Origin of the sequence: Cryptosporangium sp. NPDC048952 (genome assembly GCF_043197895.1) — a bacterium.
Taxonomy (GTDB): Bacteria; Actinomycetota; Actinomycetes; order Mycobacteriales; family Cryptosporangiaceae; genus Cryptosporangium.
In genome coordinates this window covers 46,109-71,479 of the sequence record NZ_JBICTY010000001.1, presented here as the reverse complement: position 1 = coordinate 71,479, position 25,371 = coordinate 46,109, and the positions used below count along the sequence as shown (strand labels likewise).

The following is a 25,371-nucleotide window of genomic DNA, read 5'->3' as shown; positions in this document are numbered from 1 at the left end:
GTCCGTTGCCGATCGTGAACAGTCGTAGCCAGGCTGCGACGTACCGTCCCTCGCCGCTGCTGCCGTCCACTCCCGTCGGCCGCCAGCTCCAGTGGCTGTGCGAGGTCTCCCTCCGCCTGCCGATCCCGGAGTCCGAACTCCGCGCCCACACCTCGCTGCCGACGCTCGGCCTTCCAGCCGGTCTGCACGTCGAATCGTTCCGTGCCCAACCGCGCGAGGCGGAGCGCCGCGCGTTCGCCGTGGTCCGTGACGCCGTCGGCGACCGCCACCACGTGATCCTGCGCACCGACGCCGCCGGCCGCATCCGCTCGCTGCGCTTCACTCCGGTGCCCGGGTCCTGGGCCCAGCTCTCCGACCAGATCGCCGGGCTGGCCCCGCGCGCCTCGCTGCTGGCCGCCGAGATCGACCGGTCCGGCCAGGTGCTCCCGGTGCACGGCGTCGAGCCGGGGGTCGCCCGCCCGATCGGCGCGGCGGCCGTGCTCTACGTCATCGGTGCGCTGGCCCACGCGGTCGGGCAGGAACGCATGCGCTGGGACGAGCCGCTGGCGGTGCGCGACGTCTGGAAGAGCGATCTGCGCTCCCCGATCGGCGCGCTGCCCGACGGCGCGATGCTCTCGCTGCGCCGGTACGCCGACGACGCGATCTTCTCCGGCGACGCGTCGGCGATCGACCACCTCGTCGGGCGACTCGGCCGTGGCGCGGTGGAGGCGCAGCAGGTGCGCTTCCAGCACGCCCAGATCGGCGCGAATCTGCCGTTCCTCACCACCCGTGAGGCGTCGCAGCTGAAGATGCACCCCCGGGTGAGCGAGGAGTACCTCGCCACCGACGGTCCCCGGGCCCGCCTGGAGTACCTGCGTGACGTCGTCGCGCACCTGCCCCGGCCGACGGAGTGGCCGGACGAGCCGCGTTTCACCGACTCGGTCGAGTGGTTCGCGTCGCCGGCCGACGTCGTCCGGGCGTTCGCGGGTCTGCTCGCGCAGGCGGACGAGCAGCCGGTGCTCGGCGCGGTGCTGGGTCAGCAGGGCACGGCGTCGCTGGCGCTGGACGCCGGTCGCTGGCCGGTCGGCTGGAGCAAGGGCGGCGTCGAGCCGGGCGTCGTCACCGAGAATTTCCTGGCGCGGACGCAGGACGGCCGCACGTTCGCGGTGTCGCTGATGGTGTCCGACCCCGACCGTCCCCTGGACGTCGACGCCACCCGCGCCGTCCTACGTGCCAGCGCCGCGGGCGCGTTCGCGTTGCTCGCGGCATAGCCTCGGGGGCATGGGACAAACCACTGTCGCGTTGCTCGGCACCGGAGTGATGGGTGCCGGAATGGCGAAGAACATCGCTGCCGCAGGGCTGCCGCTGCGCGTCTGGAACCGCACCCGGTCGAAAGCGGAGCCGCTCGCCGAGGTCGGTGCGGTGGTGACCGACACCGCGTCGGCCGCCGCTGACGGCGCGGACGTCGTCGTCACGATGCAGTTCGACGTGGAGTCGGTGACGTCGGCGATCACCGCGGCTTCCCCCGCGCCAGGGACGATCTGGATCCAGTCCGCGACGGTCGGTGTGGACGGGGCGTCGCAGCTGGCCACGGTTGCCGAATCGCTGGGGCTGGTCTACGTGGACGCACCGGTGCTCGGCACCCGCAAACCGGCCGAGGACGGCACGCTCGTCGTGCTGGCATCCGGCCCGGACGACGTGCACGAACGCTGCGCGCCGGTGTTCGACGCGATCGGCTCCCGGACACTGTGGGTCGGCGCCGCCGGGCAGGGGTCGCGGCTCAAGCTGGTCGCGAACCTGTGGGTGGCGACCGCGACCGCCGGCACCGCCGAGGTGCTGTCGCTGGCGGGGAGCCTGGGGCTCGACCCGTCGCTGTTCTTCCGCGCGGTCGAGGGCGGCGGCACGGACATGCCGTACATCCACCTCAAGGGCGGTGCGATGCTCGCCGGAAACTTCGATCCGTCGTTCTCGATGGAGGGCGCGGCGAAGGACACCCGGCTGATCGTCGAAGCGGCGTCCGAGGGCGGCTTGGAGTTGCCGGTCGCGCGCGCGATCGCGGGCCAGTTCGCGGCCGGGGTCGAGGCCGGCAACGGGGACCTCGACATGGCGGCGGCCTATCTGAACTACCGCGACAAGTGAGCGTGCCGAGCACAACGGGCGCCCGGTGAGCCCGGCCCGCCCCGGCGGCCGCAGTGACGGGCGGCGACCTGCCGCACGTCCGGCTGCGGGCACGCGTCCAGAAGGCATTGCTCGACCGGAAGGCGTGGCTCGAACGGAAGGCAACGCGCGGCCGGAGACCACCGCCCGGCCGGACGGGGTCGCGGCCGCGAACGGGCGGCCGCGAAGGCCGACCAAAGCGGACCTGCAGGCCGCGTACGGACAGCCGATCCCGGACACGGTCGGTCCTGATCTGCAGGTGCTGTTCTGTGGCATCAACCCGAGCCTCTGGTCGGGCTGGAGCGGGCACCACTTCGCACGCCCGGGCAACCGGTTCTGGCCGGCGCTGCACCGCTCCGGGTTCACACCCCGGCAGCTGGATCCGTCCGAGGCCGACGCGATGCTGGCGCTGGGCTTCGGCGTGACGAACCTCGTCAACCGCGCGACGGCACGGGCGGACGAACTGTCGCCGGCGGAGTTGCTGGCCGGCGGCGAGCGGCTCGTCCGCACCGTGCAGACCTGGCGTCCCCGGTGGCTGGCGGTCGTCGGTGTCACCGCGTATCGAGCCGCGTTCGGGCGCAAGGACGCCCGCATCGGCCCCCAGGCGGACGACCCGCTGTTCGCACCGACCAGGGTCTGGGTGCTCCCGAACCCCAGCGGTCTGAACGCGCACTACGACCTGCACGCTCTGGCTGCCGAGTTCGGAAAGCTCAAGGACGCCGCCGAACGTTAGTCCCGTGTTGGGACCCGCTTCCGTTACGACCGTTCACTGACCTGTACGTTCATCTCGTCCCCTTGGTTCGTGGAGGGTTTTTCGGAGATGCCGATTTCTGTCGTGCTCCGGGGAGGCCCCGTCCGGGAGCGGGTCGTGGACCTGCCGGTGGACGAGGCCCCGGAGACGTTGCCCATCCAGACAGCGTCCGGCGAGACGCCGTACCGGCGCACCGGTGCGCGCGACAAGCAGGGTCGCCGCGTGTACGAGCCGGCCCGGCTCATCGATCGTTTGATGGCCTAGACCCGATTCTTTCCGGGTCGCGCCGTGGTCCAACTCGGTGTGACCGATCTGAACAGACTGCTCTGGCAGGAACGCGCGGCCGGCGACACGAGTCGGCCGTGGGAGTCGTTGTCCACCGAACCCGTCGGGCTCCGCGAGGAGCTGTGGCTCCACCCGGCGGGCGCCGACGACGACCGGGTGCTGCTCGCCATTCACGGCGGTGGCTTCGTCAGCGGCTCGATCGCCACCCACCGCCGGATGTTCGGCCACCTCGCGCTGGCGGCCGGTATCTCCACGGTGGTGGTGGAGTACGGGCTGGTGCCGTCGCACGTGTATCCGGCGCAGCTCGACCAGGTGAGTGCGGTGTACTCGCGGCTGGCGGGACGCCGGGTCGCGCTGGTGGGCGACTCCTGCGGCGCCACGCTGGCGCTCGGCGTGGCCCAGCGCGGGCCCGCCCCGGCCGCGATGGTGCTGTTCTCCCCCTGGGTCGACCTCGCGATCACCGGCGCGAGCTACGACACCCCGACCGACCCGTTCTTCACCCGCGAACTGTGCCGCGGCCTGGCGTCCGCCTACCTGTCCGGCGCTCCTCCCGAGCCGCTCGACGTCAGCGGGCTCCCGCCCACCTACGTACAGGTCGGCGGCGACGAAGCACTGCTCGACGACGCTCGGCTGCTGGCGCGTTCGTCGCCGGCCGTCGAGCTCGACGAGTTCCCCGGCCAGCTCCACACGTTCCAGATGGCCGCGGGCCGGTCCCCGATCGCCGACGAAGCGATCGCCCGAGCGGGACAGTGGCTTCGTGACCGACTTTGAGGCCGCCACCGACGCTTTCCGGCGGGAGCTCACCGCGCACTGCTACCGGATGCTGGGCTCCTGGGACGAGGCCGAGGACGCCGTCCAGGAAACGTACCTGCGTGCCTGGCGCGGCTGGGACGCTTTCGAGCACCGCGCGTCGCCGCGGACCTGGCTGTATCGCATCGCGACGAACACCGCGCTGACCGCGCTGTCCGCGCGGGGCCGCCGGGAGGTGCCGTCCGACGACCTCCCGGCTCGGAGCTGGATCCAGCCCTCCGCCGACGACGTGCGGCTCGCGCTCATCGCCGGCCTGCAGACGCTGACGCCGAGCCAGCGGGCCGTCCTGCTGCTGCGTGACGTGCTCGCGTTCCCCGCGGACGACGTCGCGGAGATGCTCGGTCTGACCACGGGCGCGGTGAAGAGTTCGTTGCAGCGCGCTCGTGCCCGGCTCGCGCGCTCCGAACTGGCCGCCGACGACGTCGTCGAACCGCGCAGTGCGGAAGCCCGGCGGCAGCTGGACGTCTACATGACCGCGTTCGTCTCGTCGGACGTCGCCGAGCTCACCGCGGTGTTGCGCCGGGATCTGGTGCTGGAACTCCGGCCCGGCGGCCGGTTCGACGGGGTCGCCGAGTGCCTCCCGGTACTCACCGACGCGGTGGGCGAGCCGGGCGACTGGCGGATGGAACCGATCGTCGCGAACGGCCAGCCGGCCGCCCGTGTTCACTGGTTCGGCGAGCCGGCCGGCGTCGTCGTGCTGGATTGCCGGGTCGACGGCATCGCCGGGATCTCGGTGTTCTTCGAACCCTCGCTGGTCTCCAGGTTCTGAGACCCCGGTAGCAGCAACGACAGCACTCCACCCACTGCGGCGAACCCGACCGACCACCAGAACGCGTCGGCGAACCCGACGCTCTCGAGCAGCACCGTGAGCACCGCGGCACCGAACGCCCCACCCACCTGTGTGGCGATCCGGCTGATGATGCTCGCGTCCGGCACGTCGGCCCGGTCGAGCCCGCGGAACGCGAGCGCCATCAGCGGGAGCGTCACCGTGCCCAGTCCGATCCCGCGGACCAACAGCGCGGCCATGAGCCAGATTTCACTGGTGTGCGCGTCGGCGAACGCGAAGGGCAGCGTCCCGGCCGTGAGGATCACGAAGCCACCGACGGTGAGCCACCGCGCCCCCATCGTGTCCGACAGCCGCCCCGCCACCGAACGGCTGACGAACGTACCGACACCCTGGGGTATGAGCAGTAGGCCGGCTTCGAGCGCCGTGGCTTCCCGGAGCTGCTGGAAGTACAGCGGCAGCAGCAGCATCGCCCCGTAGACCGCGATGCCGGACAGGAACAGCAGGAGCGACGACGACGCCAACGGCCAGTGCCGCAGCAGCCGTACGTTGACCAGTTCCCGTCCTTTGAGCGTGAAAGCGACGAGCAGCACGACGCCGACGATCAGCGGCGCGAGCACGTCGACGCGACCGAACGCACCGGGCTTGCTGGCATTGCTCAGTCCCCAGAGGAGACCGACGAGCCCCGGCGCGAGCAGCGCGAGCCCGACGACGTCGAGCCGCGCTTTGTCAGTGGGCTTGTCCGCGGGCAGCACGATCCACGCCAGCACGAGCCCGGCGACGCAGAACGGCACGTTCACCCAGAAGAGCCACGACCAGTGCAGATGCTGAAGGATCACTCCGCCGACGACCGGCCCGAGGATGGGGCCGAGCACCGTGGGGAGGCTGACGACCGACATGACCCGGCCGATCCCCCGCCCCCCGGCGGCCTGCATGACGATCGTCGACATCAGCGGCAGCATGATCCCGCCACCGATGCCCTGCACCACCCGGAAGCCGATCAGGCTCGGCGCGTTCCAGGCGAGGCTGCAGAGCACCGACCCGAGCAGGAAGATCGAGAGCGCGAGCAACCACAGTCGTTTGGCGCCCAGTCTGCGCTGCGCCCAGCCGGCGATCGGAATCGTGACGCCCAGCGCCAGCAGGTATCCCGTGCTGACCCACTGGATCGTCGCCACCGGAGCATGCAGGTCGACGGCAAAGCTGTTCAGTGCGACGGCCACGATCGTGGTGTCGAACACCACCGCGAGGGCCCCGACCAGGACCGTCCAGACAGTTCGCCACAGCGCTCGGTCGTCAGTCATCACATCCGCCTTAAGAGACACTCTGTATCTTGAGAAGCACCGTACGCCCGGCGAATAGGAAACACAATGACTCTTAACCGACGACGTGGAGCCGCCCTGGAGGCAGCACTGCTCTCGGCCGCCTGGGACGAGTTGGTCGAAAAGGGCTACGACGGCTTCACCATCGAGTCGGTCGCGGAGCGCGCGCAGACCAGCCGCGCGGTGGTGTACCGACGCTGGGCGTCCAAGCCGGAGCTGGTCCGGGCGGCCGTGGAGCGGAGCGCCGCGCCCGCGATGAGCGAGCCGCCCCACACCGGCTCACTGCGCAGCGACGTGATCACGATCCTGCAGGAGGCCAACCGTCGGCGGGCGACCCTCGCTGTCGTCATCGCCGCGCGCCTCGGCACGTACTTCGCGGAGACCGGTTCGAGCATCGCCGACCTGCGTGCGACGGTGATGGGCGACCGCAGCACCGTGATGGGCGCCGTCCTCGACGAAGCGGTCGAGCGGGGCGAGGCCGACCCGGCGAAGCTCACCCCGCGCGTCACCGACGTGGCGTTCGACCTGTTCCGTCACGAACTGCTGATGACGTACAAGCCCGTGCCGGACGACGTCATCGCGTCGATCGTCGACGAAGTGTTTTTGCCGTTGGTACGGCCCAGTAACGAGAACAGCGGGGTTACCGGTGGAGGTAACCCCGCTGACCTGTCTCAACCTGACGCGCGCTCGGAGGGACTCGAACCCCCAACCTCTTGATCCGTAGTCAAGTGCTCTATCCGTTGAGCTACGAGCGCGGGCCGTACGGGTCGAAAGCATAGCGCAGGCTCCGGAGTGCTGCCGACAGCCCCCCGCCGTCGACGCCCTAGAGGGGAACCGCTCTTCTGGCCTACCGTGGCCGGATGGTCCCGATGTCGCACCTGGCCGCCTTCGCCGTCACCGCGCTGATCATCATCCTCATCCCCGGTCCCAGCGTCCTTTTCGTCATCGGGCGCTCGCTGTCACTGGGGCGCCGCGGTGGCCTGATGAGTGTGCTCGGAAACACGTTGGGGATGCTGCCGCAGATCGCCGCGGTGTCGCTCGGCGTCGGCGCTGTCGTCGCCGAGTCGGTGGTGCTCTTCCAGCTGCTCAAGCTCGCCGGCGCGGGCTACCTGATCTACCTCGGCGTCCAGGCGATCCGCCACCGCAACGACGTCACCACCACCGAACCGCTCACCCCGCAGCCGACCGGTCGGCTGATCCGGCAGGGGTTTCTGGTCGGGGTGACGAACCCGAAGTCGATAGTGCTCTTCGCCGCGGTGCTCCCCCAGTTCACCGATCACTCGGCCGGGAGCGTGCCGCTGCAGATCGCGGTCCTCGGCCTGATGGTGGTCGTGATCGGCTGCGTCAACGACACCCTGTGGGCGGTGGCCGCGGCGACTGCCCGGCAGTGGTTCGCCCGCTCGAAGGACCGCATCTCGCGGCTCGGCGCGGCCGGCGGCGTCATGATGATCGGCCTCGGCGCGACGCTCGCCCTCACCGGAGCCAAGGAGTAAAACAGCTTTAGGCGGTAGCACGACGACGTGCGGTCAGGCGCCGGGACTTCGCCTGGACACCGCAATCCTCCATCGCGCACCAGCGGCGCGATCCGTTCTTGCTGCGGTCGAGGAACAGCCAGCCGCACCCCCCGTCTTCCAGCGGACACGTCCGCAGCCGTTTCGGGTCGGCCGTGCGCAGCAGGTCGACCGCCGCGGTGACGAGCCGGTCCTGGACGAGGGTGGCCGGGTTCGTTCCCACCTGGAGCCGCACCCTCCCGGGCTCGAGGGTCAGCCCCGACCGCGCCGTCGCCGCGGCCCACCGCACTCCGAGCTCGTCGAGCTGCGGCGACGCGTCGGCATGAACCCCGAGCACAGCCAGTAAGACGTCGTACGTCGCTTCGCGTATGTCGTGTGAAGCATGTAGTGCCTGTGAGCTGGTGGCCGGCGAGGCGACCCAGGCCGCGCGGACCGTCTCCACCTCCCCACCGTCGAGCAGACCGACGCGCAGACCCCAGGCGAGCAGGTCCTCCGGCGTCCGCAGGTGCTCGCGAAACTCGGTGGCGCCGGGCACCCGCGGCTCGACAGTGTTGACCAGGTCGAGCGCAACATGCCCACCAACGATCCGGATCATAGTGTTTACGCTACCACTGAAACGTGTTACACCGGAAACATGACGAAGGCATTCGGCGCACTGATCGCACTGTCCTTCTCGACGTTCGTGTACGTCACGGTGGAATCCATGCCCATCGGGCTGCTTCCACTGATCTCGCGTGACCTCGACGTGTCGCCGTCTGCGGTGGGAATGCTGGTGACCGCGTACGGGTTCGTGGTGGTCGCGTCGTCCGTGCCGCTCGCGGCGCTGACCCGGCGATGGCCCCAGAAGTGGCTTCTCGTCGCGCTGCTGGCCGTGCTCGTCGGGACGACGCTGGTGTCCGCGCTGGCCGGCACGTACTGGGTGCTGTTGGTGGCCCGGCTGTTCACCGCGCTGAGCCAGGCGTTGTTCTGGTCGATCGTGACGCCGGCGGCGGCCGCGCTGTTCTCCGAGCGACTGCGCGGACGGGTGGTGTCGGCGCTGTCCGGCGGAAGCTCGCTCGCCGCGGTGCTCGGGGTGCCGATCGGCACGTGGCTGGGGCAGCAGGCAGGGTGGCAGGCCGCGTTCCTCGCGATGAGCGTCGCCGGTTCGGTGCTGCTCGCCTCCGTGGCGGTGCTGCTGCCGGTCGTGCCCGCCGGGGCGTCCTCGGCGGAGCGGGGCACCGCGCCCGACACCGGCCGGTTCTGCGCGGTCATGGGCGCCACCGCCCTGGTCGTCACCGGTTCGTTCGTCGCGTTCACGTACATCACCGAATACCTGACCGACATCAACGGCTTCTCCCCGGACGCCATCGGTCCGCTGCTGTTCGTCCGCGGCATCGCCGGCGTGATCGGCGTCGCGATCGTGGGCCTGGTCGTCGACCGCGGCGTCTGGGCCACGATGGTGGTGATGGTGGCTCTGCAGGCGGTCGCCCTCGCGTTGCACTACTTCTCGGGCGACGCCACGAGCGTGGCCGTCGTCGCGGTGGCGTTGGGCGGGCTGGCGCTCGCGGGCTGGGCCTCGGCGCTCGCGGTCCGGGTATTGCAGGTGGCGCCGGGATCATCCGTGCTGGCGTCGGCCGGTACGTCGACTGCGTTCAACGTGGGGATCACCGTCGGGGCGTTGCTGGGTGGGGTGCTGTTGCCGGTGGTCGGCGTGCGGAGCACCGCTCTGGCCGGCACGCTCCTGACGCTGGGAGCACTGGCGTTGCTCCTCGCGGAGCCGACCCTCTCCTCGGCCCGCCGCGCCACCGTTCGGGTGGACGCCGCCGAGATTCGGGTGGGCGCCCCCGAGACGCAAAACAGCTCGCATGCCCAGGTGAGCACACGAGCTGGTGGGAGCGGAGGCTGAGGGATTTGAACCCTCGATGGGGAATAACCCCCAAACCGCATTAGCAGTGCGGCGCCATAGACCGGACTAGGCGAAGCCTCCCCGGCGGCCGTGGCAGGCCACCGAGGTCAGAGAATACAGGGACGGGATCACGCGGGGCAAAGCAGTACGTGGGGTGCGCGCGGCGTGAAGCGTGGGCGGTGGCTCGACCTGGGTACGTACGCTCGTAAGTGCTATGGACGACACCCCGCGCCGCCCTGAGCCCGCTTCCCCCGACACCACCCGTGCGCTGCCCGCAAACGACCGCACCCCACCGGCGCCTCCACAGGCCCCGGCCGCGTCGCAGGCGGACGTACCGACGCAGGTGCGCCCTGCTGCGCCACCGGCGGACCAGGAGGCTGCTCCCAGTGCCCCGTCCTGGGGAGCAGGTGCCGAGGCCGAAACCGTCCTGATGGCGAGCCCCACGCCGCCCGCGCCCGCGGGGGGTGGCGTGCCGGCGGAGGTCGGGGTCGAGGCGGCGGAGGCTGCGGCCGGAGCCGACGAGACGCCGAGCGCGCTGCCGCCCAACCTGCTGGCGCGCATGAAGAACGACCCCTCGCACGCTCCCGAACACCTCGTGCTCGCGGCCGTCGAGAAGTTCGGCCCCGAGGCCGCACTCTGGATGGCCCGCACCCGGGCCGCGCATCCGTACGTGCAGGACCACGTCTGGGTGCCGGTGATCCGCACCCGGTTCGTGCGGCTCAGTCGCTACTCCGGTGCGGCGGCGGGGGCTGCGGGTGCCGTCGGCGCGGTCGTCGACGTGGGTGTGCTCGCCTGGAACCAGGCGCGAATGGTGCTGCACATCGCCGCAGCGCTCGGGTACGACCCGACCCACCCCGACCGCGCGGCCGAACTTCTGGTCATCCGCGGGCTGCAGACCAAACTCGACACCGCCCGCACCGCGATCGACGTCGCCCGGCGGCAGCAGGAGCCTTCCGCGCTGGCCCAGCACCTTCCGGGCCGCGTGCGGAACTTCGGCTCCGGCGCCGGCCGGGCCTACACCGAGCTGGCGTGGCAGCTCGCCCGGATGGCCGGGCTCGCCGCGGTGAAGAAGATGGCGATGAAGTTCGTGCCGTTCGCCGGTGTCCCACTGGGCGCGATCGCGAACTCGTCCGCGACGAAGAAGCTCGCCCAGGACGCCGTCAACTACTACTCGACCCGCCGCCCCCCACTCGCACTACCACCCGCCCCGGAGTGACCGACAAGTTCTCGGGCCTACGACGACTTCCCGGCCCTACGTCCGGCCCAGGTAGGCCCGAGAACCCGTCGTAGGCCCGAGAACCCGTCGTAGGCCCGAGAACCCGCTCAGGATTTCTGGTCCGACCCGGTCCCATCAGCCGCCGCAGCCGGCGAAGCCGTCGGGTCAGCCCCTGCCCCACTCCCGGGCGACGTCCCCGCGGGCGACGACGGCTTCGGCCGGTTCGGCTCCGGATCCTCCCCGTGCCGATCCAGCATCGTCTCCTCGAGATCGAGCTCCCGCACCATGTCCCGCATCACTTCGTCGTCGAGTTCGCCGACGTTCCGCAGGCGCATGAATGTCTCCCGCTGCGCCTGCAGCATCTCCTGACGCAGGCGCCGGAACGCCGCCCCTGGCGTCTCCTTCCCGCCGTGCGAGAGCCCACCGCCGAGTCGTTCCCACGCGCTGTTCGCCCGGTACTCCGAGTAGTGGCGGAGCAGTCCCACGACCTGGTCGGACGGCGGATGCGGCGCCGACGACACCAACGTGTCCAACCGATCCGTCGCCGCCCGCGCGGCCTGGTGCTGGGCGTTCGCCTCCGCGAGCCGGTCGCTCATGTCGTCGGTGCCACCGACCCCGAGCCGCCGGATCAAACCGGGCAGCGTCAGGCCCTGGATGACCAGCGTGCCGAACACGACCACGAACGTCAGCCACAGGATCAGCCCCCGTGCCGGAAAGTCGTGAGCCAGCGCGAACGCCGCCGCCAGCGACACCACTCCCCGCATCCCCGCCCACGACGAAACCGTCGGTGTCGGCCAGTACGGCGAGGGCGTCCGTGCCCGCACGGCAGGCGACAACGCCCGGATCAGGTACGACGTCGAGAACACCCAGACGAAGCGCCCGGCGATCGTCACCACCAGCACGGCCACCGACCACCACACCACCGACGCCACGTTCTGCCCCTCGAGCTCGGCGATCACCGCCGGCAGCTGCAGACCGATCAGCGCGAACACGATCGACTCCAGAACGAAGTCGATGACCTCCCAGCTCGACTCCGCCTGCAGCCGGGCCTGCGGCGACGTGTCCGTCGCGGTGTTGCCGAGGTACAGACCCGTGATGACGACGGCCAGCACGCCCGACGCGTGGACGCTCTCCGCCGCGAGGTACACGGCGAACGGCACGACCAGATTCAGGGTGTTCTCCAGCACCGCGGACGAAACCCGTCGCCGCAGCTCTCGGAGCAGGAACCCGAACAGCCCGCCGAGCACGACACCGCCGCCGGCCGCGGCCACGAAGATCCCACCGCCCTCGAGCAGCGTGATTCCGCCCGCCGCTGCGGCCACGGCAGCCCGGTAAGCGGTCAGCGCGGTGGCGTCGTTCACCAGGCTCTCGCCCTGCAGCACCTGCAGGTACCGCCGCTGCATGCCGAGTTCGCGCCCCACCGCGGTCGCCGCGACCGCGTCCGGCGGCGCGACGATCGCCCCCAGCGCGAAGGCCGCCGCGAGCGGCATCGACGGGATGAGCCAGTACGCGACGAGTGCGACCACGACGGTGCTGAACAGCGTGTAACCGACCGACATCAGCAGGATCGGCCGCTTGTTCAACCGGAATCCCCGCGACGAACTCCGCCACGCGGCCGAGTACAGCAACGGCGGCAGGAACAGCGCGAGGATGATCTCGGGGTTCAGCGTGTAGTCGGGAACACCCGGTAGGTACGACACCGCCAGGCCCACGAGTACGAGCAGAATCGGAGGCGAGATCCGGAGCTTCCGCGCCGCCCCCGCGACCGTGGCAGCTCCGATGATCAGGCCGAAAACTGCCATGAGGTCTGTGGTCTCGAAATGCACGCCCACCATCGTGCACTCCCACCGGGGACAATGGAGAAACGATCAAGGAGGCACGTTGGCAATCTGCACACATATCGCCGAATCGAAAGAGACCGCTCCCAGGGCGAACGGTTGCGAGGAGTGCCTGAAGACGGGAGGGCGCTGGGTCCACCTGCGCACTTGCCAGGAATGTGGGCATGTCGGCTGTTGTGACTCGTCTCCCGGCAAGCACGCGAGCGGCCACTTCCACGACGAGAAGCACCCCGTGGTTCAGTCCGCCGAGCCGGGCGAGAGTTGGAAATGGTGCTTCGTCGACGAGGTCCTGGCACCCTGATCAACGCCGTTAGCTGACGAAAAGGGGGCGTTGCCGCAGGTCAGAGCAGCGCCCCCCAGCGGACGGGACAACAGGGCACACTCTCCCGCATGCGTAGTCTTCTGCTTACTTTGCGTAGAAGAAAGAACAGCTCAGAGCCGCCTGAGACATCGTTACGGATCCTCCTGCTCGTCTCCTCGTTCAACGGGTTGACGCAGCGGGTCTGGTGCGAGCTCCGGGACCGCGGGCACAGCGTCGCCGTCGAATTCGCCCGTGACGCGGAGTCGATCGCCGATGCGGCCCGACGCGCCGATCCGCACCTGATCCTCTGCCCGTTCCTCAAGGAACGCGTGCCCACCGAAGTCTGGCAGAAATGGACGACGGTGATCATCCACCCGGGCCCGGTGGGTGATCGGGGTCCGTCCAGCCTCGACTGGGCGATCACCGAGGGTAAGACCGAGTGGGGCGTCACCGCTCTCCAGGCCGTCGAGGAGATGGACGCGGGCCCGGTCTGGGCCACCCGCACGTTCCCCGTGCCGAAGGATCCGCCCACCAAGTCGGCGCTCTACAACGGCCCCGTGGCCGACGCCGCGATGGGCTGCATCGACGAACTCCTCACCAAGCTCGCCACCCCCGACCACCGCCCCACTCCCCCGGAAGAGCTCGCCAAGACCGTCGTCCGCCCGACGATGCGCCAGGCCGACCGCGCGTTCTCCTGGAGCCAGCCCGCCGAGACCATCATTCGGAGGATCCGCGCCGCCGACGGCGCGCCCGGCGTCCGCACCGAGATCGCCGGAGTGCCCGTCTGGGCCTTCGACGCGTACAGCGGTCCGCCGTCGTCGGACCCTCCCGGTACGGTCGTCGCGTCCCGCGACGGTGCCGTCCTCGTTTCTGCCGGCACCGGCAGCGTCTGGCTCGGCCATCTGAAAGCAATGGGCGACGCTGAACGCGCGGTGAAGTTGCCCGCCGCAGTCGTTCTCGACGGACACGTCCCGACCACGTCGAAACCCACCAACGACGCCGGGCCGGGGCGGGTCCACTACGTTCGTCGCGACGACATCGGTTACGTGGTGCTGGACTGCTACAACGGCGCGCTCTCCACCGAGGCGTGCAATCAGGCACTGCACGCGTTGCGTCACGCGGCCCGGCAGGACACCACGGCGATCGTGCTGCGTGGCGGCAGTGGCCCGTTCTGCAACGGCATCCACCTGAACCGCATCGAGGCGGCGTCGAATCCGGCCGCCGAGGCCTGGGCGAACATCACCGCGATCAACGACGTCTGCCGGGAGCTGGTGAACTGCCGCGGTCAGGTGACGATCGCCGCGTTCAGCGGGAGCGCCGGCGCGGGCGGGGTGATGCTGCCACTCGGTGCGGACCTGGTCGTCGCGCGCGACGGGGTCGTGTTGAACCCGTTCTACGAGATGGGCCTCACCGGCTCCGAGCTGCACACGTACACGCTGCCCCGGCGGGTGGGCCCGGACGCGGCGAAGCGGCTGCTCTCCGAGAAGCTGCCGGTCGGTGTGGCTCAGGCCAAAACACTCGGGCTGGTCGACGAGATCGGGCCGCGGGACCTCGCCGAGTTCGGCTGCTGGCTGCACGAGGTGGCGGGACGCTACCGCGACCGGAGCCTGCGTGAGCACACGCTGCGCCGCAAGATCGACGTGCTCGAGCGGGACCTCGGCGTTCGGCCGCTGGACGCCTACGAGGCGCGCGAGCTGGGCGAAATGGCCCAGGACATGTTCGACGACCGGCAGGGTTTCGACGCCGCGCGCCGGGCCTTCGTCCGAAAACAACCCCCGGCGCGAACCCCCGCGCGCCTGGCGCTGCATCGCGCCCCCGGCTTCGTCCGCGACTGACCGTAGCCGGGCGGCCGAGGCGCCCGGCTCACGCGGATGGAACCTAGGAGAGCTCGCTCATGCGGGCCGCTGAACGGCGGCGAGGGTGGCTTCCCAGTCGATCGCGACGGCGCTGGGGTCGGCCGGAAGGACCCGGATCGCGACCTGCGCGCCGGGGAACGTCAGCGGCACCGCGGCCGGCGGAACCGGGTTGCCGATCCGCACCTCGTACGCCTCGGCGTCGGGACGGATGACGTTGAGAACGAACTCGTAAAGGCTGGCACCGTACGGGCTCCGCATACCGAGCGAACCGCTCGCCACGATCGTGGCCTCCGCCGGCTCACCGGATTCCAGCAGGTCAGCGGTGCTCGGGCCGCTTTCGTGATCAGATGGCAAATCGTCCTCGGTGTCGTTCACGTGCTGTTCAGCAAATGGTCCCATGACCCCGGACACTACAAACGATGCCGAATTATGTCGCCGGAACTGACGCGCACCCGTCACTCGGACGAATTGCGCGGAAGAACGACGATCTGCGCGGGGTCGAGACGGACTGCCACCATCTCGCCGACAGTTGGCGCGTTCGCGGGCGAACAGTGCGCCTCGAGCGGTGGCGCGCCGTCGATGTTCACCAGCACCTCCACCCGCTCACCTGCGAACGTGGCGACGTCGACCACGCCCGTGACGTCGCCCGGAGCAGTGGAGAGCAGAACCCCGGCGGGCCGGACGAGGATCGCGTGCGTGCCGTCGGGAGCCGGGACGGGTGCCGGACCCCAGGGGGTCGTCGCGATCCCGGAGGTCACCGTCGCCTGCGCCACGTTCGTGAAGCCGAGGAAGCGCGCGACGAACTCGGACGCGGGGTGCTCCCAGACCTCGCGGGGTGTGCCGGCCTGGGCGATCTGTCCGCCGGCCATCACGACGACGCGATCGGCCAGCGCGAACGCCTCGCGCTGATCGTGCGTGACCGCCAGGACCGTGGTGCCGAGCCGGACGAACAGCCGACGGAGATCCACCACGAGCCGCTCGCGCAGTTCCCGGTCGAGCTGGCCCAGCGGCTCGTCGAGCATCAGCAGTTTCGGGGACGGGGCGAGCGCTCGGGCCAGCGCGACCCGCTGTTGCTCGCCGCCCGAGAGCGTGGCCACCGCACGGGGTCCCACGTCGGGCAACCCCACCAGCTCCAACAGCCCGGCCACGTCCGCCCGTGGGTTCCCGAACCGCACGTTCCCCGCCACGTCCCGGTTCGGGAACAGGGCGTGGTCCTGGAACATCAACCCGACGCCACGCCTGTGCGGCGGCACGCGGGTCACGTCGACGCCGTCCAGTACCACCCGCCCGGCAGAAGGCTCCTGCAGCCCCGCGACGACACGCAGCAGCGTCGACTTACCGCTTCCACTGGGCCCGAGCACCGCGACGACCTCGTGCTCGGCAACGTCCAGATCGACGTCGAACAGAGCATTGAATGCCCCGAAACGGACACACACCCCGGCGACCGACAGACTCACAACTCTCCTCCGGCACCCGCCGGCCGAAGCCGATCAAGGACGATCAGGCTGACCGCGCACAACACCATCAAAACCGTGGCCAGAGCCATCGCCTGACCAGCGTTGACCTCACCCGGCCGCCCCAGCAACTGCGCGATCGCGACCGGCACCGTCGGGTTGTCGGCGCGGGCGATGAACACCGTCGCCCCGAACTCCCCGAGCGAGATCGCGAACGCGAATCCGGCCGCCGCCGCCAGCGACCGCCACACCAGGGGCAGATCCACCCGCCACCACACCCGCGCCGGCGACGCACCGAGCACCGACGCGGCCTCGCGGAGCCGGTTGTCGATCGCCCGCAGCACCGGCAACACCGCACGTACAACGAACGGCACGGCCACCAGCGCCTGCGCACACGGCACCAGGAGCGCCGAGTCGCGCAGGTCCAGCGGCGGCTCGTCCAGCGCGACCAGGAAGCCGAAGCCGACGGTCACCGCCGACGTGCCCAGTGGCAACATCAACAGCAGGCCGAACGCACCACGCAGCCGACCGGGGCGAACCAACACGACCGCGGCACAGACACCGATCAGGACGGCCAGAAGAGTCGCTATCACCGCGTACCGCAACGACGTCCCGACGGTTTCCCACGCCGGTGAGGGCAGCACGCTCGACGCGTCAGCGGAGAACAACGCCCGCCAGTACGCGAGCCCGTACCCGTCGGAGGTCGCGAACGACCGCTCGACCAGAACCGCCAGCGGAGTCGACAGCAACCCCACGAGGACGACGAGGTTGGCGCCGACGAACGCCCACTCGCCGAAGCCCCGGGGCCGGCGCGGCGACGGCGTACCCAACCGCGCTGCCCGCTGCCGCCCGGTCAGCACGGCGTCCACCGCCAGCAGCACCGCCACGGCGACGAACTGCACCATCGACAGCACCGCGGCACCGGACAGGTCCAGCAGGTACACGGTCCGCCGGTAGATCTCCACCTCCAGCGTCGCGTACGACGGACCGCCGAGGATCTGCACGATGCCGAACGACGTGAACGTGAACAGGAACACCACCGACGAGGCGGCCGCGATCGCCGGCCGGAGAGCCGGCAGCGTCACCCGGCAGAACGCCGAAACGCGCGAGGCACCCAGCACCCGCGCGGCCTCGACCGAACGGCGGTCCAGCTGCGACCACACGCTGCCGACGATCCGCACCACGACCGCGTAGTTGAAGAACACGTGCGCGGCGAGGATCGCCCACACCGTCCGGTCCAGCTCGACGCCGAGCAGGCCGTCGGGACCGATCAGCGCGAGGAACGCAGCCCCCACCACCACTGTCGGCAGCACGAACGGAACCGTCACCAGCGCGCGGATCAACGCGCGGCCAGGCAGCACGAACCGCGCCAGCATCGCCGCGCCCGGCAGGGCGACGGCCACGGTCAGGACCGTGGACACCACCGCCTGCCAGACCGTGAACCACAGCACCCCGCGGACGTCCCCGAGGCCGGTCCCGGCGGGCACTCCGGGGATCGGATCTCCCAGGCCCAGGCCGAGACCGATCAGCGTCCCGACCGGGTAGACGAAGAAGATCGCCAGGAACGCCAGCGGCAGCCCGGCCAGCGCCCACCGGTAAAGCTTCAGCGGAGCACCGTCTGCGTCCACTCGTCGATCCACGCCTCACGGTTCTTCGTGATCTGGTCGGCGGGGAGCGTCAGCGGCTTCGTCGGGAGCGCCGCGTACTTGGTGAACTCGGCGGGCAGCGCAGTGCCGGTGACCGACGGCCACACGAACATCTGCAGCGGCACATCGTTCTGGAACGCGGGCGAGAGCAGGAAGTCGAGCAGCTTCTTGCCACCGGTCGGGTTCGCGGCGCCGTCGAGCAGGCCCGCGTACTCGACCTGCCGGAAGCACGTGTCGGTGACCACACCGGACGGTGCGTCCTTCGGCTTCTTCTCCGCGTAGACGACCTCGGCCGGCGGGCTGGACGCGTACGAGACGACCAGCGGCCGGTCGCCCTTGCCCTGCGAGCCGACCGTGAAGCGCTGCTGGTAGGCCTCCTCCCAGCCGTCGACGACCAGAGCGCCGTTGGCCTTCAGCTTCTCCCAGTAGGGCTTCCAGCCGCCGTCACCCTCGACCGCGATGCTGCCGAGGACGAACGCGAGGCCGGGCGAGGACGTCGCCGGGTTCTCCACGACCAGCAGGTTCTTGTACTGGGGCTTGATCAGGTCGGCGTACGACGCCGGCGGCGTGATGCCCTTCTTCGTGAACCAGGCCTTGTCGTAGTTGACGCAGACGTCGCCGTAGTCGACGGCGGTGGCTTTGCCGTCCGTGCCCTGCTGCAGTGCGGTGGGCACGTTGCCGACGCCGGTCGGCTCGTACGGCGCGAACACTCCCGCGCCAACGGCCCGCGACAGGAACGTGTTGTCGACGCCGAACAGCACGTCGCCCTGCGGATTGCCCTTGCTGAGCACGGCTTTGTTGACGACCGCGCCGGCGTCACCGCTGCGCAGTATCTTCACCGTCAGGCCGCTCTGCTTCTGGAACGAGGCCAGAACCGCGTCGCTGACCGCGAACGACTCGTGCGTGACAAGCGTGACCGTCGTGGAATCGGCACTTTCACTGCCTGAATCCGACGAGGAGCAGGCCGCAGCCGCGGCGAGCAACAAAGCAGCGGCCAGTAAACGTGGGGCGCGCATCCGGTTACCTCCGGAGTCGAGCACCGGGAATGAGCCTTCGGGCGTAATCCGGCGATCCGCCGGTTCTCCCTCCGCTGGCATTACCCAGAGCAGGTTCGACGGGTCGGCGACGCGCTGGTCACCCTCTCAGCCCGGCTGCCCGAGCTCCCCGACGGACGTGGCGTCCGCGATTACCAGGGTAGCCCTGAGTGGTTGAGTCGACCGCAGAGCGGTCACTACCTCGGGCATGGACGGTCCGCGGCTCGCCGAAGCGCTCGACGCGCTGCGCGCTTCGGTGGCTACGGTGCGCCTCGATCTGGCGACTTCCGACGCAGAGAGCGCGCGCCGCTCGCAGTCGGAGCTCGTCGGCCAGGTCGACGACTACCTGCTGCCGAGGTTGCGACAACTTGATGCTCCGATGCTGGTGGCGATCGGAGGGTCCACCGGTGCCGGGAAGTCGACGCTGGTCAACACGCTCGTCGGAGCGGAGGTGACGAAGGCGGGCTGGCTCCGCCCGACGACCCGTTCCCCCGTGCTGGTGTGCCACCCGGACGACGTCGGCTGGTTCGAGACCGACCGCATCCTGCCCGGCCTCTCCCGAACGACAGGACCTTCCTCCGACGAAACCCACAGTCTCCGGCTGGTAGCTCACGACGTCGTGCCTCGTGGGCTCGCCTTGCTCGACCCGCCGGACATCGACTCGGTGGTCGCGGAGAACCGCGACCTCGCGGGGCAGCTGCTGGCCGCCGCGGACCTGTGGATCTTCGTCACGACGGCGGCCCGGTACGCCGACGCCGTGCCCTGGGACCTGCTCCACACCGCGGCCCAGCGCACCACCGCACTCGCGGTCGTGCTCAACCGCATCCCACCGGAGGGCGTCGGCGAGATCAGTGACCACCTTCGCTCGATGCTCGTCGAGGAGCACCTGGGCGAGGCCGCGCTGTTCGCGATCCCGGAGGTCGACCTCACCGACGAGCGGATCCCGGACGCGCAGATCGCACCGCTGCGCACCTGGCTCGACAGCTTGGCCGCGGACGCCGACGCGCGTGACGCGGTGATCCGCACCACGCTCACCGGGGCGCTCACCAGCCTGCACGACCGTGTCACCGGCCTGGCCGGCCACCTCGACGACCAGCTGAGCGCTGCCGCCTCGCTGCGCGGCGAAGCGCTCGAGCGGTACCGCACAGCGGTCACTACGGTGGACGACGGTGTCCGCAGCGGCACGGTGCTGCGCGGTGAGGTACTGGCCCGCTGGCAGGAATTCGTCGGAACCGGCCAGTTCACGCGGAACCTCGAAGCGCGGATCGGTCAACTGCGTGACCGGATCACGTCGTTCTTCACCGGACGGGCACCGGCTGCGGAGGCGGTGGGGCACGCCGTCGAGGGCAACCTGCACGCACTGGTGCGGGCCGCGGCCGACCAGGCCGCGGAGCAGACCACCGAGCTGTGGCGCTCCCGACCGGCCGGGCGGGCCCTGGTGCGCGACGACCTGCACCGCTCGTCGGCGGCGTTCGGACCGCGCCTCGAGGAGGACATCCGGGCCTGGCAGGGACGGGTGCTGGAGCTCGTCCGCGAGGAAGGCGGGCACCGGCGCAGCGTGGCACGGCTCACCTCGTTCGGCGTCAACGGCGCTGGTCTGGTGCTGATGCTCGCGGTGTTCGCGCAGACCGCCGGCCTGTCCGGGCTCGAAGTCGTGGTCGCGGGTGGGACGTCCGCGGTCAGTCAGAAGGTGCTGGAAGCGATCTTCGGCGACGCCGCCGTACGGACGCTCGCGGACCGCGCCCGCGACGACCTGTTCACCACTGTCGAGTCGCTGATGGAGGACGAACTCCACCGGTTCGAGACGTTGGTGGACGCCAAAGCGCCGACGGCCGAGCAGGTGACCGCGCTGCGCGCCGCGCTGACCGAGTTCGAGTCGGCACTGCGTTCCTACCTGCGGCAGCCGGGGCTGGTGCGATGACTCTCCTCGCACGGACCAGCGACGAGTCGGGCCTGAGCCGACGCCTGCAGGCGCTCGACAAGGTCGTGGAGCTCGGCACCGACCGACTGGACCCGACGGCCTTGGCGACCGCGCGGACGCTCTCCGGGAAGGCCGCCGAACGGTTGCGCCTCGGCGCGGAGCACACCGTCGTCGCGCTCGCGGGCACCACGGGAAGCGGCAAGTCCTCGCTGTTCAACGCGCTCGTCGGCACCGAACTGGCCACCACCGGCATGCGCCGGCCGGTCACCTCGACGGCCCAGGCCGCGGTGTGGAACCCGGACGGCGCGGAGTCGCTGCTGGACTGGCTGGGTGTGAAGCGTCGGCACCACCTGGGTGAGGAAGGTGCGGACGAGCTGTCCGGTTTGGTTCTGCTCGATCTGCCGGACGTCGACTCGGTGAAGGTGGACCACCGGCTCGAGGTGGACCGGCTCGTCGAGCTCGTCGACCTGCTGATCTGGGTCGTCGACCCGCAGAAGTACGCCGACTCCGCGCTGCACGACAACTACCTGCGGCCGCTGAAGACGCACGCCGACGTCACCGTCGTCGCGTTCAACCAGATCGACCGGGTGCCCACCCCGCGCCGCGCGGACGTCGTCACCGATCTGCGTGGCCTGCTCGAGCGCGAGGGACTCGGGGGCGTTCCGGTGCTGCCGGTCTCCGCACGGACGTCCGAGGGACTCCCGGCGCTGCGGGGCCGCCTGAACGAGGCGGTGGCCGCGCACGAGGCGTCGGTGCGTCGCCTGAACGCGGACCTGCGGGCACTCGCGGACGAGCTGGGGCCCAACTGCGGCCCCGCGAAGACACCCGAGGTCGAGCGGTCCGATCGGGCGAGCGTGGTCGGCGCACTGACCGAGGCCTCCGGGGCCGACGCGGTGGCGCTGGCTATCGCGCGCACGCATCGCAGTCGCACCCGGGCCGCGACCGGCTGGCCGATGACACGCTGGCTGGCCCGGATCCGGCCGAGCGCGGCGACCCGCCTCGGACTTCCCGGCGCGCGCCTGTCCCCCAGCCAGGCCGAGGACGAACTGGTCCGCACCGCGCTCCCGGGCCCCTCCGCGGTGCAGCGGGCCCGCGTCGACACCGCACTGCGCAACCTCGTCGACCGGACCACGGCCGGGCTCCCCCAGCCCTGGCCGACCGTCCTCACCCGGGCGGCCACCGGCCATCGCGAACAGCTTCCCGACCTGCTCGACCGCGCGGTGGCCGGCGCCGACCTCGGCCTCGCTCGACGTCCGCGCTGGTGGAGCGCGGTCCGGATACTGCAGAACGTGCTCGCGCTGATGGCCGTGCTCGGTGCGGTCTGGCTCCTCGGCCTGTTCGTGCTCGACTGGTTCCGGCTGCCCGAACCGCCGCTCCCGGACGTCGACGTATGGGAGTGGCGGATCCCCGTGCCGACGGGAATGCTGCTGAGCGGCGTGCTGGTCGGGTTGGTACTCGGGTTCCTGAGTGCGCGCCTGGGCGCGCTCGGGGCGCGGCGGCAGGCATCCAAGGCGCGCCGGAGGATCCGTGCGCGGGTGGAGCAGGTGGCCACGGAGGCGGTGCTCGAGCCGGTGAGCGCGGAGTTGGCCGCACGCACCGAGCTGTGTGCGGCGATCAGTCAGCTGCGGGGTCGTCGCTGAAGAGGCGGTCGACGGCGCTCACCAGCGTCGTCGCCTCGCCGGTTCCGCCGTCGGACCAGCGGATCTGCCCGAGCCAGCGTCCGGGACCCTCGGTCGGCAGGCCCGACAGGCGCAACGGTGTCCCCGCGTTCACCGACCGCTCGGCGGACGGCTCACCCTCGGCGATCACGTAGGAGTCCAGGCGAACGGGCAGCGGCCCGGTGCCCGGAGCGCCGACCAGTTGGACGTACACGTCGTACCGACCGGCTTGCGGTGTCGACACATCAATCCGCTCGTCGGCGGCCGGGCCACCGCTCCGGCCGACGCGCTTGCCGTCGCGGTAGACGAAGACGTCAACGTCGGTGCCGACCGGATAGTCGAGCGCGTCGGTCGCGAACCGCGCCAGCGTCGTGTCGCGCGGCACCGTGACCGTGAAGCGCGCGACCCGGTCCGAAGCCTTCGGCGCGGCGGACGTGAACCGGGTCCGCTTCCCGGTGACGCGCAGCCGCGTGGTGTGCCCGATCGCTGGTACCGGGCCGGCGATACGCGCGCTCAACCGTCCGGTGAAGCCCGGGACGACGGTGAGCGAGCTGCCGAGCTCGACCGCCTGCGGAGCGGCGACGACGACCGGCGTCACGGCAACCGGCACCCGGACGGTGTGCGTGCCGTCGGACCACGTGATGGAGCCCGCGGCGAGCTGGTCGTAGGGGGCGGAGACGCGGTGCACGGTCACCGTGAACGAGGCCGTCTCGCCGGGGTCGAGCGTGAGCTCCGTCGGAGAGACGGCGACGTCCACGCCGGGAGGTTCGTCGACCCGGGCGGTGTACCGGGCGGTGGTGGTGCCGACGTTCGTCACGGTTCGGCGCACGGCCCGGACGCCGGCCAGCGAACCGAGAACGATCGACGGGGTGTTCTGCGCGCTGTACGGCGCGGTCGCCGCGGCCGAGGAGTCGAAGACCAGGCCGGGGGTGAGCGCGCGCCGGACCGACAGCGCTCCGGCGCCGTACTCGGCCGGACCTGCGGTCTCGCCGCCGGACGTGCTGATCTGGTCGTCGCCGCCGGTCGCGCTGGTGAGTAGCGCCGACTTCACGGCGGCCGGGGACCAGCGCGGGTGCAGTCCGCGCAGCAGAGCGGCGGCGCCGGCGACCTGGGCGGTGGCCACCGAGGTGCCGGAGCGCAGGCCGAACGTCGCGCCGTCGCGGGCCGGGGAGACCGCGGCGACGACGTCTTCGCCGGGGGCCATGAGGTCGGGGGCGAGTGCGTCGCCGTCCGGGCCGCGGGAGGAGAACTCCGCTACCTCGGGGCGGGTTTCGCCGGTCCGGCGCATGTGGGCGGGCTCCAGTGCGGCGCTGGGGCGCGCCCCGGCCAGGTAGCGGCGCAGCTTCGGGTACGCCTGCTGGTCGACGTTCACTGTGGGAATCGCGTGCCGGTCCGCGGTGAGCTCGTCGGCGTCGTCGTTCGCGAGGACCATGCCGACGCCACCCGCGCGCTGGACCTCGGCGCTCTTCTCGGTCCGGCCGTTGCCGCCGCGGAGGCAGAGCACGATCCGGCCGCGCACCTTCTCGGGGTCGAGAGCCCGGCACTCGGCGCCGTCTACCAACGGTCGAGCCGGAACCCCGGCGCCGAGCCCCGCGCCACTCAGTCGCGTTCCGTCGCCGAGCCGGACGACAGCGGCGGGGCTCCGGTCGTGCGTACCGGCTGCGACGCTCGTCAACCAGGGCTTGCCGTGCGCGGTGCGGGGAGCGGGTCCGTCGTTGCCTGCGGACGCGGCGACGAACACGCCGGCCTGGGCGGCCCGGTACAGCGCCGACGCGAGCGGGTCGTCGGCCGGTGACCCGCCGGACGCGCCTTCGATCGCAACGTTCAGCACATCGACGCCGTCGGCGACCGCCTGATCGATCGCGGCGACGGTGTCCGACTCCGCACACGAAGCCCGGCCCTCCACCCGCCAGCACGCCTTGTAGGCAGCCACCCGAGCAGCAGGCGCAACCCCGGAGACGGCTCCGAGAGCCTCCCGGGCCTGCGCCGACCCGGGCCGAGCTGCACCGGGCGGCGCTTTCCCGGCCTCCGCCGGGCCGGCCTCCGCCGCTCCGGACCGGGCCGCTCCGGACCGGGCCGCTCCGGACCGGGCCGCTCCGGCGGCGCCCGCCGGACTGACGGTGGCGGAGACGTCGGCGGCGCCGGCCGCGACGGCGGCGGCGTGGGTGCCGTGGCCGTCGTAGTCGGCGGGCGACCGCGGCTCAGCCGCGTCCGCGGCGACCCCCTTGAGGTACCAGCGCGCCCCCACCAGCGCCCCCCGGCACTGGAAGTCCTTCACGATCCGCCCGGCATCACACGTACCCCGGTACCGAGGAGCCGCAGCCCGCCTCCCCCCGAAACTCGGATGCGCAGCCCAGATCCCGGAGTCCACGACCCCGATCACGGTCCCGGCCCCCGCCCGCGCGGGACCACCGAGCCGCTCCCACGCCCCGGTCGGCCCCGGCAGGCCCAAGAACTCGGAGGTCCCGGCCGGCTCCACGCCGTCCACCGTGTGCACCGCGTCCCGGGTGACAGCCCGAACCCCCGGCAGCCGCCGCGCGGCGGCGACCTGATCCGGCGTCAACTCGGCCGCAAAGCCGTTGAACGTCCACCGGTACGCGTACACCGCCCGGACCCCGGGCAACTGCCGCAGCACCGCCCGCCGCTGCAGATCGAGGTAGGCGAGGTACCGGCGCACCGCCGAGGAGTCGAGCCCGAGCCGCTGCCCACGCCGCGGACGCGTGCCCGCGAGCACGTCGCCGTCCGGCACCGACCGCCCGCCGGGATAGGCGGCGATCGGCGCGTCGACGAGCTGGACGAGGTGCAGAACCGCGGGCGCGTCGGGCGTAGCCGACGGGACCGCGAGCGCGCCGGAAGGGATCACCAGACCGAGCGCCAGACCGGCCGAGGCGACCCCGACCGGACGCCGCACACCGGCCCGAGTCGCGGTTCCCGCGGATCGATGCCGGCCTGTCACGTCACCCCCA

General features: G+C 71.2%; 22 protein-coding genes, 2 tRNA genes and 1 riboswitch. Of the genes, 14 read left to right on the top strand and 10 right to left on the bottom strand.

All coding sequences use genetic code 11. The features are described 5' to 3' along the window. Positions 1 to 14 precede the first annotated feature (14 nt). The 6 genes from ACGFY5_RS00335 (at position 15) to ACGFY5_RS00310 (ending at position 4,751) form a co-directional block, all read left to right on the top strand. Positions 15 to 1,250 carry a hypothetical protein gene (locus ACGFY5_RS00335; protein WP_392715706.1) on the top strand — a complete coding sequence of 412 codons (1,236 nt, stop codon included), beginning with the start codon at positions 15 to 17 and terminating at the stop codon, positions 1,248 to 1,250. Between the two features lie 10 nt (positions 1,251 to 1,260). Continuing rightward, on the top strand, positions 1,261 to 2,118 hold the full coding sequence (locus ACGFY5_RS00330; protein ID WP_392715704.1) for an NAD(P)-dependent oxidoreductase: 858 nt from the start codon (positions 1,261 to 1,263) through the stop codon (positions 2,116 to 2,118). 223 nt (positions 2,119 to 2,341) lie between these two features. Further along, positions 2,342 to 2,869, top strand: a complete 528-nt coding sequence (gene mug / locus ACGFY5_RS00325) for a G/U mismatch-specific DNA glycosylase (protein ID WP_392718576.1) — start codon at positions 2,342 to 2,344, stop codon at positions 2,867 to 2,869. An 87-nt stretch (positions 2,870 to 2,956) separates the two neighbouring features. Further along, positions 2,957 to 3,151 carry a hypothetical protein gene (locus tag ACGFY5_RS00320; RefSeq protein WP_392715702.1) on the top strand — a complete coding sequence of 65 codons (195 nt, stop codon included), beginning with the start codon at positions 2,957 to 2,959 and terminating at the stop codon, positions 3,149 to 3,151. A gap of 24 nt (positions 3,152 to 3,175) precedes the next feature. After that, the gene (locus tag ACGFY5_RS00315) at positions 3,176 to 3,943 is read left to right on the top strand and encodes an alpha/beta hydrolase fold domain-containing protein (protein WP_392715700.1); all 768 of its coding nucleotides are present in this window, start codon (positions 3,176 to 3,178) and stop codon (positions 3,941 to 3,943) included. Then, a complete protein-coding gene (locus ACGFY5_RS00310) occupies positions 3,930 to 4,751 on the top strand; it encodes a sigma-70 family RNA polymerase sigma factor (protein ID WP_392715698.1) in 822 nt (273 codons plus the stop codon). Before ACGFY5_RS00315 ends, ACGFY5_RS00310 begins: the two co-directional genes overlap by 14 nt. Here the strand turns inward: ACGFY5_RS00310 and ACGFY5_RS00305 are convergent. Then, positions 4,646 to 6,067, bottom strand: a complete 1,422-nt coding sequence (locus ACGFY5_RS00305) for an MDR family MFS transporter (protein WP_392715694.1) — start codon at positions 6,065 to 6,067, stop codon at positions 4,646 to 4,648. The two genes, ACGFY5_RS00310 and ACGFY5_RS00305, sit on opposite strands and share 106 nt — an antisense overlap. Before the next feature lie 66 nt (positions 6,068 to 6,133). Here ACGFY5_RS00305 and ACGFY5_RS00300 point away from each other — a divergent pair, with 66 nt between their 5' ends. After that, on the top strand, positions 6,134 to 6,802 hold the full coding sequence (locus tag ACGFY5_RS00300) for a TetR/AcrR family transcriptional regulator (RefSeq protein ID WP_392715692.1): 669 nt from the start codon (positions 6,134 to 6,136) through the stop codon (positions 6,800 to 6,802). Here the strand turns inward: ACGFY5_RS00300 and ACGFY5_RS00295 are convergent. Continuing rightward, positions 6,768 to 6,840 (bottom strand) — tRNA-Arg (locus ACGFY5_RS00295). The two genes, ACGFY5_RS00300 and ACGFY5_RS00295, sit on opposite strands and share 35 nt — an antisense overlap. 105 nt (positions 6,841 to 6,945) lie before the next feature. Here ACGFY5_RS00295 and ACGFY5_RS00290 point away from each other — a divergent pair. Beyond that, positions 6,946 to 7,578 (top strand): LysE family translocator, encoded by a 633-nt coding sequence (locus ACGFY5_RS00290; protein ID WP_392715690.1) that lies wholly within the window; start codon positions 6,946 to 6,948, stop codon positions 7,576 to 7,578. Positions 7,579 to 7,585: 7 nt separating this feature from the next. Here ACGFY5_RS00290 and ACGFY5_RS00285 read toward each other — a convergent pair whose 3' ends face one another. After that, on the bottom strand, positions 7,586 to 8,191 hold the full coding sequence (locus ACGFY5_RS00285; RefSeq protein WP_392715688.1) for a CGNR zinc finger domain-containing protein: 606 nt from the start codon (positions 8,189 to 8,191) through the stop codon (positions 7,586 to 7,588). A 39-nt stretch (positions 8,192 to 8,230) separates the two neighbouring features. Here ACGFY5_RS00285 and ACGFY5_RS00280 point away from each other — a divergent pair, with 39 nt between their 5' ends. Further along, complete coding sequence (locus tag ACGFY5_RS00280; RefSeq protein WP_392715686.1) at positions 8,231 to 9,481, top strand: MFS transporter; 1,251 nt, start codon at positions 8,231 to 8,233, stop codon at positions 9,479 to 9,481. On the opposite strand, the gene ACGFY5_RS00275 is transcribed toward ACGFY5_RS00280, so the two are convergent. Continuing rightward, positions 9,472 to 9,562: transfer RNA gene (locus ACGFY5_RS00275), tRNA-Ser, on the bottom strand. The two genes, ACGFY5_RS00280 and ACGFY5_RS00275, sit on opposite strands and share 10 nt — an antisense overlap. Before the next feature lie 133 nt (positions 9,563 to 9,695). Here ACGFY5_RS00275 and ACGFY5_RS00270 point away from each other — a divergent pair. Then, on the top strand, positions 9,696 to 10,697 hold the full coding sequence (locus ACGFY5_RS00270; RefSeq protein ID WP_392715684.1) for an EcsC family protein: 1,002 nt from the start codon (positions 9,696 to 9,698) through the stop codon (positions 10,695 to 10,697). Positions 10,698 to 10,804: 107 nt separating this feature from the next. Here ACGFY5_RS00270 and ACGFY5_RS00265 read toward each other — a convergent pair whose 3' ends face one another. Continuing rightward, complete coding sequence (locus ACGFY5_RS00265; RefSeq protein ID WP_392715681.1) at positions 10,805 to 12,532, bottom strand: Na+/H+ antiporter; 1,728 nt, start codon at positions 12,530 to 12,532, stop codon at positions 10,805 to 10,807. 46 nt (positions 12,533 to 12,578) lie between these two features. Here ACGFY5_RS00265 and ACGFY5_RS00260 point away from each other — a divergent pair, with 46 nt between their 5' ends. Next, positions 12,579 to 12,836: a UBP-type zinc finger domain-containing protein gene (locus tag ACGFY5_RS00260; RefSeq protein WP_344652168.1), complete on the top strand. Its 258-nt coding sequence runs from the start codon at positions 12,579 to 12,581 to the stop codon at positions 12,834 to 12,836. Positions 12,837 to 12,925: 89 nt separating this feature from the next. Further along, positions 12,926 to 14,671 (top strand): enoyl-CoA hydratase-related protein, encoded by a 1,746-nt coding sequence (locus ACGFY5_RS00255; RefSeq protein WP_392715679.1) that lies wholly within the window; start codon positions 12,926 to 12,928, stop codon positions 14,669 to 14,671. A gap of 57 nt (positions 14,672 to 14,728) precedes the next feature. On the opposite strand, the gene ACGFY5_RS00250 is transcribed toward ACGFY5_RS00255, so the two are convergent. Genes ACGFY5_RS00250 through ACGFY5_RS00235 form a run of 4 tightly spaced genes read right to left on the bottom strand, consistent with a single transcriptional unit; the run spans position 14,729 to position 18,808 of the window. After that, entirely contained in the window at positions 14,729 to 15,091 is a 363-nt protein-coding gene (locus ACGFY5_RS00250; RefSeq protein WP_392715677.1) for a hypothetical protein, read from the bottom strand. A gap of 56 nt (positions 15,092 to 15,147) precedes the next feature. Beyond that, entirely contained in the window at positions 15,148 to 16,149 is a 1,002-nt protein-coding gene (locus ACGFY5_RS00245; protein ID WP_392715675.1) for an ABC transporter ATP-binding protein, read from the bottom strand. Next, positions 16,146 to 17,774: an ABC transporter permease gene (locus ACGFY5_RS00240; RefSeq protein ID WP_392715673.1), complete on the bottom strand. Its 1,629-nt coding sequence runs from the start codon at positions 17,772 to 17,774 to the stop codon at positions 16,146 to 16,148. The genes ACGFY5_RS00245 and ACGFY5_RS00240 overlap by 4 nt, the downstream gene beginning before the upstream one ends. After that, entirely contained in the window at positions 17,750 to 18,808 is a 1,059-nt protein-coding gene (locus ACGFY5_RS00235) for a thiamine ABC transporter substrate binding subunit (protein WP_392715671.1), read from the bottom strand. The genes ACGFY5_RS00240 and ACGFY5_RS00235 overlap by 25 nt, the downstream gene beginning before the upstream one ends. A 46-nt stretch (positions 18,809 to 18,854) precedes the next feature. Further along, a riboswitch (TPP riboswitch) is annotated at positions 18,855 to 18,969 on the bottom strand. A 65-nt stretch (positions 18,970 to 19,034) separates the two neighbouring features. Between ACGFY5_RS00235 and ACGFY5_RS00230 the strand changes: the two genes are divergently transcribed. Both ACGFY5_RS00230 and ACGFY5_RS00225 read left to right on the top strand, forming a co-directional pair. Next, a complete protein-coding gene (locus tag ACGFY5_RS00230) occupies positions 19,035 to 20,747 on the top strand; it encodes an ABC transporter (RefSeq protein WP_392715669.1) in 1,713 nt (570 codons plus the stop codon). Then, entirely contained in the window at positions 20,744 to 22,387 is a 1,644-nt protein-coding gene (locus tag ACGFY5_RS00225) for a GTPase (RefSeq protein WP_392715667.1), read from the top strand. Before ACGFY5_RS00230 ends, ACGFY5_RS00225 begins: the two co-directional genes overlap by 4 nt. Here ACGFY5_RS00225 and ACGFY5_RS00220 read toward each other — a convergent pair. Next, positions 22,362 to 25,361 carry a S8 family serine peptidase gene (locus ACGFY5_RS00220; RefSeq protein WP_392715665.1) on the bottom strand — a complete coding sequence of 1,000 codons (3,000 nt, stop codon included), beginning with the start codon at positions 25,359 to 25,361 and terminating at the stop codon, positions 22,362 to 22,364. The genes ACGFY5_RS00225 and ACGFY5_RS00220 overlap by 26 nt on opposite strands. Positions 25,362 to 25,371: the final 10 nt, after the last annotated feature.